11 protein-coding genes are annotated in these 13,027 nt (G+C 60.9%); 1 reads left to right on the top strand and 10 read right to left on the bottom strand.

The genetic code is table 11. The annotated features are described in order from the left end of the window. Positions 1-3: 3 nt before the first annotated feature. Complete coding sequence (gene pgl, locus C9990_RS06285; protein WP_106802781.1) at positions 4-717, bottom strand: 6-phosphogluconolactonase; 714 nt, start codon at positions 715-717, stop codon at positions 4-6. Beyond that, a complete protein-coding gene (gene zwf / locus C9990_RS06280; protein ID WP_065909010.1) occupies positions 704-2,170 on the bottom strand; it encodes a glucose-6-phosphate dehydrogenase in 1,467 nt (488 codons plus the stop codon). Before zwf ends, pgl begins: the two co-directional genes overlap by 14 nt. 219 nt (positions 2,171-2,389) lie before the next feature. On the opposite strand from zwf, the gene C9990_RS06275 reads away from it, so the two are divergent. Then, complete coding sequence (locus C9990_RS06275) at positions 2,390-3,250, top strand: MurR/RpiR family transcriptional regulator (protein ID WP_169856377.1); 861 nt, start codon at positions 2,390-2,392, stop codon at positions 3,248-3,250. 407 nt (positions 3,251-3,657) lie between these two features. Here C9990_RS06275 and C9990_RS06265 read toward each other — a convergent pair whose 3' ends face one another. From C9990_RS06265 to C9990_RS06230, 8 genes are all read right to left on the bottom strand, one after another. Next, positions 3,658-4,503, bottom strand: coding sequence for a D-hexose-6-phosphate mutarotase (locus C9990_RS06265; RefSeq protein WP_065909008.1), 846 nt, complete (start codon positions 4,501-4,503; stop codon positions 3,658-3,660). Between the two features lie 151 nt (positions 4,504-4,654). Beyond that, the gene (locus C9990_RS06260; RefSeq protein WP_106802779.1) at positions 4,655-6,001 is read right to left on the bottom strand and encodes a carbohydrate porin; all 1,347 of its coding nucleotides are present in this window, start codon (positions 5,999-6,001) and stop codon (positions 4,655-4,657) included. 85 nt (positions 6,002-6,086) lie between these two features. Then, on the bottom strand, positions 6,087-7,247 hold the full coding sequence (locus tag C9990_RS06255) for an ABC transporter ATP-binding protein (protein ID WP_106802778.1): 1,161 nt from the start codon (positions 7,245-7,247) through the stop codon (positions 6,087-6,089). 2 nt (positions 7,248-7,249) lie between these two features. Further along, positions 7,250-8,095 carry a carbohydrate ABC transporter permease gene (locus C9990_RS06250; protein WP_106802777.1) on the bottom strand — a complete coding sequence of 282 codons (846 nt, stop codon included), beginning with the start codon at positions 8,093-8,095 and terminating at the stop codon, positions 7,250-7,252. After that, on the bottom strand, positions 8,088-8,996 hold the full coding sequence (locus C9990_RS06245; protein ID WP_017253695.1) for a carbohydrate ABC transporter permease: 909 nt from the start codon (positions 8,994-8,996) through the stop codon (positions 8,088-8,090). The genes C9990_RS06250 and C9990_RS06245 overlap by 8 nt, the downstream gene beginning before the upstream one ends. Positions 8,997-9,160: 164 nt before the next feature. After that, positions 9,161-10,447 (bottom strand): ABC transporter substrate-binding protein, encoded by a 1,287-nt coding sequence (locus C9990_RS06240; RefSeq protein WP_106802776.1) that lies wholly within the window; start codon positions 10,445-10,447, stop codon positions 9,161-9,163. Positions 10,448-10,551: 104 nt separating this feature from the next. Beyond that, a complete protein-coding gene (locus C9990_RS06235) occupies positions 10,552-11,811 on the bottom strand; it encodes an AGE family epimerase/isomerase (protein WP_106802775.1) in 1,260 nt (419 codons plus the stop codon). Between the two features lie 243 nt (positions 11,812-12,054). Then, positions 12,055-12,900 carry an ATPase gene (locus C9990_RS06230; protein ID WP_106802774.1) on the bottom strand — a complete coding sequence of 282 codons (846 nt, stop codon included), beginning with the start codon at positions 12,898-12,900 and terminating at the stop codon, positions 12,055-12,057. Positions 12,901-13,027 lie beyond the last annotated feature (127 nt).

Below are 13,027 nucleotides of genomic sequence, written 5' to 3'. Positions count from 1 at the left end.
GGCTCATGGGCACCAGTAAATCTCTAATGTAGGTTGCAAAAACGCGCGAATCGGCATGGCAGCAACGTCGTCACTGGCCAGCGCGGCGCTCAAGGTGGTCAATTTCGAACTGCCGGAAATCGACAGTACGGTGTAGTGGGCCGTGGCCAGCAACGCGCGACTCATGGTCAGGCGCTGGTGTGGCACGGTCGGCGCGAGCATCGGCCAGCAACGGCGGGTACCGTTGGCCTGCAGGGCCTCGCTGAGGTTCGGGCTATTGGGAAACAGCGATGCGGTGTGGCCGTCATCGCCCATGCCCAGTACCAGCACATCAATCGCTGGCAATTCGGCCAGCAGGCGATCGGCCTGCTCGGCAGCGTCTTCGAGGTTGGCGGCGGCGCTGTACAGGCTGAGGAACCTGGCCTTGGCCGCCGGGCCTTGCAGCAAGTGCTGCTTCAACAGGCCGGCATTGCTGTCGGCGTGCTCCACCGGCACCCAGCGCTCATCGGCGAGGGTGATGGTGACCTTGGACCAGTCCAGTCCCTGCTTGGCCAGGTGCTGGAAAAACGCCACCGGGCTGCGGCCACCGGAGACCACCAGGGTCGCCGCGCCACGTGCACTGAGGGCCGCGCGCAGTTGCTCGGCCACGTCCAGCGCCAGGCCTTCGGCCAGCAGCACCGGGGTGCGGAACTCATGGGGTGTCACGCCCTGAGGCAGTTTCAATTCAGATATCGCCATACCACGACCTCCCGTCCCGCGTGATCAGTGCAATCGAGCTCATCGGCCCCCAGGACCCGGCCGCGTACGGCTTGGGCGCATCGCCGGACTTTTTCCACCCGGCGATCAACTGGTCACACCACTTCCACGCGGCTTCGATTTCATCTTTGCGAACAAACAGGTTCTGATTGCCGCGCATCACTTCCAGCAACAACCGCTCGTAGGCATCCGGAATGCGGGCGCTGCGATAGGTGTCGGAAAAATTCAGTTGCAGCGGGCCGCTGCGCAGTTGCATGCCCTTGTCCAGGCCCTGCTCCTTGGTCATCACGCGCAAGGAAATACCTTCGTCCGGCTGCAGGCGGATGATCAGTTTGTTGCTGATCTGCAGGCGCTGCTCGGGGGCGAAGATGTAGTGGGACGGTTCCTTGAAGTGGATGACGATCTGCGACAGCTTCTGCGGCATGCGTTTGCCGGTGCGCAGGTAGAACGGCACGCCGGCCCAACGCCAGTTGCGTATATCGGCACGCAGGGCGACGAAGGTCTCGGTGTCGCTCTGGGTGTTGGAGTTCTCTTCTTCCAGGTAACCCGGCACTGCTTTGCCCGCGCTGTAGCCGGCGATGTACTGGCCACGTACCACCTGGGTCGTCAGGCCATCCGGGCTGATCGGCGCGAGGGCCTTGAGCACCTTGACCTTCTCGTCACGGATGCTGTCGGCAGACAGGTCGGCCGGCGGGTCCATGGCGATCAGGCACAGCAGCTGCAGCAAGTGGTTCTGGATCATGTCACGCAGCTGGCCGGCCTTGTCGAAGTAACCCCAACGGCCTTCGATACCGACCTGCTCGGCCACGGTGATTTCCACGTGGGAGATGTAGTTCTGGTTCCACTGGGTTTCGAACAGGCTGTTGGCGAAACGCAGGGCGATCAGGTTCTGGACGGTTTCCTTGCCCAGGTAATGGTCGATGCGATAGGTGCGGTTTTCCGGGAAAAACTGCGCCACGGCATCGTTGACCTTGCGCGAAGACTCCAGGTCCGACCCGATCGGCTTTTCCAGCACCACTCGGGTGTTTTCCGCCAGGCCGACCTTGGACAGGTTCTCGCAGATCGCGCCATACACCGCTGCCGGGGTGGCGAAGTAGGCAATCAGGCGCTGCTCGGTGCCGGCGATTTCAGCCAGGGCCACGTAGTCGTCGGCCTTCATGAAGTCGACGTGGACATAGGTCAGGCGGGCCAGGAAACGCTGGGCGATGCTCTCGTCCAGTTCCTTGCCGACATATTTACGCAATTCTTTTTCGATGTGGGCCAGGTGCTGCTGCTCGGAACCGGCTTCACGGGCCAGGGCCAGGATGCGCGTATCGTCGTGCAGGAGCGCGGCGCCATCGAGTTGATAGAGGGCAGGAAATAACTTGCGCAGCGCCAGATCACCCAAGGCGCCAAACAGGGCAAAGGTGCAGGGTTCTACGGTTATCGAAGGCATGATGTTTGTTCTTTTATCAAGTTAAGCTACAAATACCTTTTTTCAAGGCATCACTCAAGGAAAAATGTAGTAATAACCACAACATTTTCCCGAAATACGCATTCCGAGTGGTGGTGTTCAGCTACCCTCAGTAGGATAGGCCACCGCAAAGGGCCACTCGTCGATTGGTTGCCACCCTTTATTTGCATCGTCGCCCGAAGGAAAGACTGAATGGACCGCGTGCGAAATCTTCTGGAACAGATCCGGAACCGCCTCGAAGAATTGAACAAGGCCGAGCGTAAAGTCGCTGAAGTCATCCTGCTCAACCCGCAGCAGGCCACCCGCTTCTCGATCGCCGCCCTCGCCCAGGCCGCCTCGGTCAGTGAACCGACGGTCAACCGCTTCTGCCGTTCATTCGGCGTCAGTGGTTACCCTGAACTTAAATTGCAACTGGCGCAAAGCCTGGCCAGCGGCGCGGCCTACGTCAGCCGCGCCGTGGAGGCCGATGATAACCCTGAGGCCTACACCCAGAAGATCTTTGGCAGTGCCATTGCGTCCCTGGACAGCGCCTGCCAGGCGCTGGACCCGGCCCTGATCAGCAAGGCCGTGGATTTGTTGATCCAGGCGCGGCAGATCCACTTCTTCGGCCTGGGCGCTTCGGCGCCGGTGGCCATGGATGCGCTGCACAAGTTTTTCCGCTTCAATCTGGCCGTTACCGCCCATGCCGACGTGCTGATGCAACGCATGATCGCCTCGGTGGCGCACACAGGCGAGCTGTTCGTGATCATTTCCTACACCGGGCGCACCCGCGAGTTGGTGGAAGTGGCGCGTATCGCCCGCGAAAACGGCGCCTCGGTGCTGGGCGTGACGGCCGAGAACTCGCCCCTGGCCAAGGCCAGTACGGTGAGCCTGAACATTCCCCTGCCGGAAGACACCGACATCTACATGCCGATGACGTCGCGCATCATTCAGTTGACCGTGCTGGATGTGCTGGCTACTGGCATGACCTTGCGTCGCGGGGTGGATTTCCAACCGCACCTGCGCAAGATCAAAGAAAGCTTGAATGACAGCCGGTATCCGGTGGGGGATGAGTTCAACTAAGGCCTGCACCCGCGGGATTGCTGTGGCATGTGAGCTTCTTGTGCCATGTGGGACCGCTGTGGCATGTGAGCTTCTTGTGGCATGTGGGACTGCTGTGGCATGTGGGCTTCTTGTGGCATGTGGGACTGCTGTGGCATGTGGGCTTCTTGTGGCATGTGGGACTGCTGTGGCATGTGGGCTCCTTGTGGCGAGCGGGCTTTCCCCGCGTTGGGCTGCGCAGCAGCCCCAGCAAGACCACCGCGATCCTTCAGGTAGATCAGGTTCTCAGGTTTTAGGGCCGCTTCGCGCCCCAACGCGGGGCAAGCCCGCTCACCACAAGAAGCCTGTTCACCACTACAAGCACGCTCACCTTAAAAAACCTGTTCACCACAATTAGTCAGCTCACCACGAACACACCCGCACTCACTTCAGGCCCCAGCCCTGGCCTGCAGGCTCAAATGCGCCCGCTCCCCCGGCGCCAGGCTGGCCCCGGCCATCGCCGACTCCACACACACAAACCCCGCCGCCTCGTTGAAGCTCACGCCCAAAAGCGGCCGGCTGCCTGGGTGCCACACCACGGTGTCGGCGCTGTCGCCGGTGTCGATGCACAGTTCGCGCTGCCAGGCGTGGTCCTTGAGGTGCAATTCGCCCTCGTGCTGGAACACCCGTTGGCATCCGCCCTCCACCCGCAACTCGCCCTCCTGCTGGCACACCTGGCGATTGAGTTGGTCGTAACCGTGCGCACCGTCGAGCCCAGACAGCGCTATCTCATCGACGTGACCAATACGCCAGTAAGCATGCAAAGCATGGCTCAGCTGGCACGGCAGTTCGTCCTGATGCTCGGTGCTCAGGCGCAGTTCCAGGGTGTCGCCCAGGTGCGCGTGCAGGTCGACCTGCCAGTCGCACAACTGCAATTGCCAGTGCAGGCGCACGCCGTCGTCGTCGGTGCTGCTGTCGAGCAGTTTCCAGTCGATCAACCGCGCCCAGCCATGGGACGGCCACGCGTTCTCACTGGGATGCCGGCCATACCAGGGCCAGCACACCGGCACACCACCACGGATGGCACCGACTTGCGGCCACTTGGCCGCGCACCACAGCCAGGGCTTCTGGCCGCGCGGCTGAAAATGCAACAGCTGCGCGCCCTGGCGACTGAACACCGCCTGGCACAGCGGATGGTCGATCACCAACACGTCGCGCATCTGAAAGCGCTCCCAGGCGAACACCGGACGTTCGCGCAGGGATTTGAAAAAACGTTGCAGCGGATGCTCATGCATGTGCCACGGTCCTGAAAATCATGTCTGAAATGCGCCCTTGCCTGGAGGCGCTGGCTTGCCGGCGCCTACAGGTGCCATCTCCCAAAAAAAAGCGGATAGCCATGGCTACCCGCAAAATGCGCACAGAGAGAAGGAGCTTATCGCAACAGCGTTAGAACGTAGACTGGATTTTCAGGCCGGCTACCAACGCGTTGTCGACTTTGTCCACGCCACCCGGGTGGGCAACGTATTGCAGGTTGGGACGCACGGTCAGCCAGTTGGTCACGTGGAAGCCGTAGTTGATTTCGTAGTTGTACTCGGTGGTCCGCAGTGGCGAGTAACCGGCCTGGCTGTAGTCGGTGAAACCACCGTCTTCGTTCAGCAGCTCGGCGTTTTTCTTCACGTCATTGTTGACGTGCAGACGCGCAGCGCCAATGCCGACGTCATCTTTTGGACGCGCGTCGAATGGGCCCTTGTACACCAGCATGATCGACTGGTAGTTATCGACCAGGTTGGTTTCCTTGTCGTGGAAGGTCGCGTTGGCCGCGATGTTCAGGCCACGGGAGGCGTCGCCGTTATGGGTGGTGAGTTGCTGTTGCGCAACGAACCAGTAGCCTTTCTTGCTGCTGCGGGTACGGTACGGCTGGCCAGTAGTTGCAGCGTCGTTGCCATTGATGTCTTCACGGACATCCGGCGCATCGGCGGCGCTTTTGTAGTAACCCACACGGTATTCGCCCGGCAGGTTATTGACCTTCGGCGACCAGACCAATTCCACCGGAATCACGGTGCCCTTGGTGCCGCTGCCGCTGAGTTTGAAGCCGTTGCCGTGGTCCAGCTGCGATGGGTTCTGGTTGTAGGCACCGATTTGTGCATACAGCTCAGGCGTGATGTTGTACTTCACGCGGATCGCAGCCTGGCTGACGGGCCAGTTGTACCAGGTGTTCACATAGTTACCGACCTGGGAGCCACAGAACGACAGGTTCTGGAAGTCGCATGGGAAGGTGTTGAAGTCTTCGCCTTCACCGAAGTAACCGAGCTTCACATCCAGCTTGTTGTCGAACATCTGGTGCTGGATCCAGAACTGGGTCAGACGCACCATGTGGCCACGGCCATACACTTCTTGAGACGAACTCAAGGTGCCGGCACGCGGATCGCCAATGCGGTCATTGGAGATGTTGTAGCCATTACGATTGGTCAGTTGGATCTTGGCCTGGGTGTTATCCCAGCCCCACAGCTTTTGCAGATCCAGTGCTACGCCCAGACCGAACTGGTCAGCGTAACGGGCAGTTTTGTCGTTGTTGTAGCCACCGTGCAGGTTGCCACCGACTTCCCCTACGTAATCCGCCTTGATGTCGATACCTTGCTCGATCAGCTTGGTACGCTCACCGCCCCAATCACCGGTCATCCACTTGGAATCGGCGCTGAATGCATCGGCCGCCATCGCATTGGCGGACAATACAAGGGCTGCTGCTGCTGACAGTTGGCAGATCAGCCGAGTGTTGTTGTGCTGCTTTTTCATCCCTACATCCTCGTCTTTATTGTTATTAAACTGTTTTTATCTAACGCGGTTTACTTTTTTTAACAAAAACAACAACTTATATTTTTCACCGACCCTTGAACTGGGCCACGTTGTCGGCATGCCCCTGTGCTGGCAACGCAGCAGCAGTGCCCAGGCGCTCGCCCGTCTTGGCATCGAACAGCAATACCTTGGCCGGATCGAATTGCAAGGTCAGGGTCTCGCCCACCTGCGGCGCCACGTCGGGCGCCAGGCGGCAGCAGACCTTGGTGTCATTGAGCTGCACGAACACCAGGGTGTCCGGGCCGGTAGGCTCGGTCACCTGGACTTCGGCACGAATGCTCGAGGCAGCGTCGCCCTCGCCTGCCGCCAACATGATCTGCTCCGGACGCAAGCCCAGGATCACGTCGCGGTCTTCCAGGCCGACATCTGTCACGTTGAGCGCCAGCTCGCAACGGGCCTGGCCGCTGTCGAGCAGGGCTACCAGGCGACCGTCCTTGCGTTGCAGGCGCAGGGGCACGAAGTTCATCGGCGGTGAACCGATGAAGCTCGCCACGAACTGGTTGGCCGGGTTGTTGTAGATCTCTTTCGGCGTGCCGAACTGCTGGATGATGCCGTCCTTCATCACCGCGACCTTGTCGCCCAGCGTCATTGCTTCGATCTGGTCGTGGGTCACGTAGACCGTGGTGGTCTTGAGGCGCTGGTGCATCAGTTTCATTTCGGTGCGCATCTCGACGCGCAGCTTGGCGTCGAGGTTGGACAGCGGTTCGTCGAACAGGTAGATCTTCGGCCGACGCGCCAGGGCACGGCCCATCGCCACGCGCTGTTGCTGGCCGCCGGACAGTTGGCCCGGCTTGCGGTTGAGCAAGTGTTCGATCTGCAGCAGCTTGGCCACGCGCGCCACTTCAGCGTCGATATCCGCCTGGGGCATCTTGCGGATTTTCAGGCCGAACTCGATGTTCTCGCGCACGCTCATGGTCGGGTACAGCGCGTAGGACTGGAACACCATGGCGATGTCGCGATCCTTGGGGCTCATGCCACTCACGTCCTGGTCGCCGATCATGATCGCGCCGCCGGTGATGGTCTCAAGGCCGGCGATGCAGTTCATCAGCGTGGATTTGCCGCAACCCGAAGGGCCGACCAGGATCAGGAATTCGCCTTCCTTGATCGACAGTTCGATGTTCTTCAAGGTGTCGGGCAGGCCGGCGCCATAAGTCTTGTTTACATTGCGAAGTTCAAGCGTAGCCATGATTACCCCTTGACCGCGCCGGCCGTGAGGCCGCGCACGAAATACTTGCCTGCGATCACATAGACCAGCAGGGTCGGCAGCCCGGCGATCATCGCCGCCGCCATATCCACGTTATATTCCTTGGCCCCGGTGCTGGTGTTGACCAGGTTGTTCAGCGCCACCGTGATGGGCTGGGAGTCGCCGCTGGAGAACACCACACCGAACAGGAAGTCGTTCCAGATCTGGGTGAACTGCCAGATCAGGCAGACCATGATGATCGGGGTCGACATCGGCAGAATGATCTGACGGAAGATGGTGAAGAATCCCGCACCATCCAGGCGTGCGGCCTTGATCAGCGCATCCGGAATGCTCACGTAGTAGTTACGGAAGAACAGTGTAGTAAACGCCAATCCGTAGACCACGTGGACAAACACCAGGCCGGTGGTAGTGCTGGCCAGGCCCATCTTGCCGAGGGTGAACGACGCCGGCAGCAGCACGGTCTGGAACGGCAGGAAGCAACCGAACAACAGCAGGCCGAAGAACAGCTGCGAACCCTTGAACCGCCAGAAGGACAGCACGTAGCCGTTCAACGCACCGATGGCGGTGGAGATCAGCACGGCAGGCACGGTGATCTTGATCGAGTTCCAGAAGTAACCGTCCACCGTGGCCCAGGCCTTGACCCAGCCGATGCCGGTGACCACGGTCGGCCAGCTCAGCAGGTTGCCGGTGCTGATGTCTTCCGGGGTCTTGAAGCTGGTCAGCAGCATCACCACCAGCGGTACCAGGTACAGCAGCACGGCGAAGATCAGCACCGCGTAGATCGCGACGCGGCTCAGGCTGATGGCAGGTTTGGAAGCGAGACTAGTCATTACGCTTGGTCCTCAGCTCGGAGTAGAGGTAAGGCACGATGATCGCGAGGATCGCACCGAGCATCAGGATTGCACTGGCCGAGCCCATGCCCATCTGGCCGCGGCTGAAGGTGAACGAGTACATGAACATCGCCGGCAGGTCGGACGAGTAGCCCGGGCCGCCGGCCGTCATGGCCGCCACCAGGTCGAAGCTCTTGATCGCAATGTGCGCCAGGATCATCACCGCACTGAAGAACACCGGACGCAGGCTGGGCAGCACCACGCTCCAGTAGATGCGCGGCAGGCTCGCGCCGTCGATCTGCGCGGCACGGATGATCGATTGATCAACGCCGCGCAGGCCGGCGAGGAACATCGCCATGATGAAACCGGAGGCTTGCCACACGGCCGCGATGACCAGGCAATAGACCACGCGGTCCGGGTCGATCAGCCAGTCCAGGCGGAAACCTTCCCAGCCCCAGTCACGCAGGAGTTTGTCCAGGCCCATGCCCGGGTTGAGCAGCCATTTCCAGGCGGTACCGGTGACGATCATCGAGAGCGCCATCGGGTACAGGTAGATGGTGCGGATAAAGCCTTCGCGACGGATTTTCTGGTCGAGGAAAATCGCCAGGGTCACGCCGATCACCAGGGTGATGCCGATAAACATCCCGCCGAAAACAGCCAGGTTCTTGCTCGCTACCCACCAGCGGTCGTTGTCGAACAACCGCGCGTATTGCGCAAGGCCCGCCCATTTGTAGCTCGGCAGGAACGTGGAATTGGTGAACGAGAGTACAAACGTCCACAGGATGTAGCCGTAGAAGCCCACCAGCACGATGAACATGCTGGGCGCCAGCACCAGTTTGGGTAGCCAGCGCTGCAGTGCATCGAACGGCGAGGCTTTGCTGAACACAGCAACAGAACTCATGGGGAAATCCAATACAGGGAAAAAGGACTACAGGGTGAGTCTCTTGTCGAGCGCGGTTTATGTGGGAGCTGGCTTGCCTGCGATAGCATCACCTCGGTGTAACCGATACACCGAGTTGCCTGCATCGCGGGCAAGCCCGACTCCCACAAAACCGCTCCCAGGCGTTACTTGGCTGACTTGATCGCAGCACCCAACTTCTTGGCGGTGTCGGCCGGGTCGGCTTTCGGGTCATTGATGTAGTTGGTCACGACATCAAAGAACGCGCCTTGCACGGCCAGGGTAGTGGCCATGTTGTGCGCCATGCTTGGCTGCAGGCCGCCGGTCTTGGCGTCTGCCAGGAAGTCCTTGGCAGCGGTCTGGGCGCAGGAGTCGAAGCCGAGCTTGTCCATTTCATTGAGCATGTCGGTACGAACAGGGATCGAGCCCTTGTTGATGCTGAAGACTTTCTGGAAGTTTTCACCCAGCACGACTTTGGCGATGTCCTGCTGGCCGGCAGCAGTGCCTTTGTCTTTCTGCTTGAACACCGCCAGGGAGTCGATGTTGTAGGTGAAGGCCTTGTCGGTGCCTGGGAAGGCTACGCACTCATAGTCCTTGCCGGCGACTTTCTTGGCCGCGGTCCATTCGGACTTGGCCCAGTCACCCATGATCTGCATGCCAGCCTTGCCGTTGATGACCTTGCCCGCCTCCAGGTTCCAGTCCTGGCCTTTGCCGTCGACGTCCATGTAGGTCGCGACTTTCTTCAGCTCGGTCAGGGTCTTGACCATTTCCGGGCCGGTCAGGGCGCCGTTGTCGAGGTCAACCAGGGCTTTCTTGTAGCCATCGGCGCCCATCACCGACAGGACTACCGCTTCGAACACGGTGCTGTCCTGCCACGGTTGGCCACCGTGGGCGAGCGGAATGAAGCCGGCTTTCTTCAGCTTGTCGCCGGCGGCATAGAATTCTTCGAGGGTGGTCGGGTTTTTGGTGATACCGGCTTTCTTGAAGACTTCCGGGTTGATCCACAGCCAGTTCACGCGGTGGATGTTGACCGGGACGGCAACGTAGTCACCTTCGTACTTCACGGTATCCGAGACTTTCTTGTCGAGCAGCGAGTCCCACTTCTCTTCTTTGGCGACGTCTTTGAGCACGTCGGTGTCGAGCAGACCGGTGGAGGCCCATTCCTGGATGTCCGGACCTTTGATCTGGGCGACGCCTGGCGGGTTGCCGGCAACCGCGCGGCTTTTCAGCACGGTCATGGCCGTGGCGCCACCGCCACCTGCAACGGCACCGTCTTTCCAGGTGAAACCGTCTTTCTCGACTTGGGCCTTCAGGACATCTACAGCCGCTTTCTCACCGCCCGAGGTCCACCAATGCACAACTTCAACCGTCCCTTTCGAGTCGGCGGCAAAAGCACTGAGGGGAAACAACGAGGCAACGGAAATAGCTACGGCGAGGCGATTAATCGCGTTCATCTGAGTACCTTTTCTTGTTGTTATGCATGCAAGTCTAGAGCTTGCGCTGCACGGAGTTTAAACATGGATGTTTTAAACGCAGGTAACAAAGGGATGGACAAATGTCACCACTTGGTGACATAGCGCCCAGCCCCGATGGCACTGGCCATGCTTGGCGCCAACGGCAGCGCAGGCAGCAATACCGCTTGCCAGGCATGGTACAGGTCCGGCTTGCCACCCCAGATCGAGCTGCTGGGTTGGTTATGCGGGTTGAGTTCGTGGTGCCAACTGCCGTGGACACGGTCGATGAAGTGGGTTTCGCAAAATTCCCAGAAACGTCGGTACCAGATTTCGTAATGCAGTTCGCCCGTGCGCTTGAGCAAGGCCTGGGCGGCCGCGCTGGCTTCGGCGTGGGTCCAGTGCAGGCGTTCGCGCACCACCGGGCGCAGGTTCCAGTCCAGGGTGTAGACGATGCCCGGCGCGCCATCCACGGCCCAGGCATATTCGCAGGCGCTGGCGAACAGGCCCCTGGCATCGCTCACCAGCCAGTCCGGCGTGGCCAGCCCGGCCAACAGGCGTGCAGCTTCGAGGTGCAGCACCAGCCGCGCCCATTCAAAACCATGGCCGGGAGTGGTGCCGTAGGGGCGGAAGCCATCGGCGGGGTTGTCTTCGTTGTAGCCGAGCAACGGTTGCCAATGCGCGTCGAAATGCTCGATGACCATGAACTGGTTGCCGGCGGCGTGGATGTGGATAACCCGCTCGACGATGCGCAAGGCGCGGTCAAGCCAGCGGGTGTCGCCGGTGACATCGGCCAGGGCGAGAAAGGCCTCGGTGGCGTGCATGTTGCTGTTGGCGCCGCGGTAGGCTTCGACACCGCTCCAGTCCTGGGCGAAGGACTCGAGCATCACGCCCTCTTCTTCGCTCCAGAAAAACTGCTCGATGATGTGGATCGCGTCGTTCAACAAGGTCTGTGCACCCGGAGCACCGGCCACCACCGCCGAGCTGGCTGCCAGGGCGACAAACGCATGCAGGTAGGCGGCCTTGCCACGGTTGCCATCGAGGGCACCGGGCGCTGCGAACCAGCCACCGTGCTCGCTGTCGCGCAGCGGGCCGCTCAGGGCCGCGACACCGTGCTCGACGAGTTCGGCATAGCCCGGCAGGCCCTGGGCATGGGCCATGGCGAAGCTGTGGGTCATGCGCGCGGTGTTCATGGTTTCGGCGTGGGCGTTGGCCGGCAGTTGGCCGTTGTCGTCCAGGTTGCCAAAACCCTCGGGCAGGCGAGAGGCCTTGGCGAATGTCAGCAGGCGCTGGCCTTCGGCGGCAAGCCAGGCGTGATGGGCAGGTGCATTCAGCCAACTGCTGGCAGGCAGTGGTTGCGTGTTCATGGGTGGCCCTTATTGTTTTTTATGGGATGACCGGAGTCTAAACAAGGGTGACGGACGGGCAAGTAACGAAGGGGAAGGGAAATGTCACCAAGTGGTGACATTCACGGAGGTAGCCATCAGCCCATGCATGGACGGTGGGAACCGGGTTGCCTGCAGGGTGGCGGGTCCCTGATGCACCGCCATCGCTGACAGGCCCGTTCCTACAGTTTTAACCGTTTCACAACCGACCAGCCCTGGTGGTGTCTACTGGCCGAGCGGTGTGGCAGTCGCCGGCGCGTTGAGGCGCTGGTTCAGGTTCTGCACCTGGCTCTGCAGGGTGGTGATGTTGCGCGTGGTCTGGATGCGGAACACGTCGAACTCTTTATTGGTCGGCGCATCGCTGTTGGCCGGCTGATTGTCCTGGGCACTCTTGAGCACCACCAGGTCCTGCTCGATACGCGCGATGGCGGCGCTCGGGCTGCCCTGCTTTTTCAGCGCCGCGACGTCCGCAGCGAGCTCCTTGATTTCGGCATCACGCTTGCCGGTATCGCCCTGCGCCGCCTTGAGCGTCGCCACGGCATCGGTCAGCGCTTGCACCTGGCCTTGCAGCCGGGTGTTGGCGTTGGACAGGTCGGTGGTGCTCGCGGTCATCTGTGCCAGGCGTTTGTCCAGCTCGGTGGCCTGGCCGGCCACGCCCACTTGCTGCTTGCCCTGCTCCAGCAACTGGGTTTCCAGCTGCTTGATCTGCAATTTGAGCGCTTCGCTGCCGTTGTTCACGCTGGCCTCGCTGGCCACGACCTTGCCGGAAATATCCTGCAGCCGCCCTGCCGCTTCTTCGCTGATGCGCGCAAAGCTTTCCTGGGTGGCGACCAGTTGCTGGCCCATCAATGAGATCTGCTGGAAGCTCCACCACGCCAGGCCGGCGAAGGCGATCAGCAGGGCGCCGATCAATGCCCACAACGGGCCGGTGCTGGCGCTCTTGACCTTGACCACGGGCGTGTTGCGCGAACGCACCGAGGTGGCGGGAGTCGGTTCGAAATCATCGTCATCCCCGTGATCGGCCCGCAGGCTGGGAACGTTGTCGAAGTCGTCGTTGGCATCGTTGCGCATGAATCAACCCTGAATCGGTGAGGTGGCTAGCGGGGGAGCCGAGCGTGGGGAGTATAAACCGCAGGCCCGCCGCACTGATCGACCCGGAACCACGAATTCGGTTCCCGATGTGTTGCTGGTTGTGAGC

The organism is Pseudomonas sp. S5D5 (genome assembly GCF_003013355.1).
Taxonomy (GTDB): domain Bacteria; phylum Pseudomonadota; class Gammaproteobacteria; order Pseudomonadales; family Pseudomonadaceae; genus Aquipseudomonas; species Aquipseudomonas aylmerensis.
This window is presented reverse-complemented; position numbering and strand designations above follow the sequence as displayed.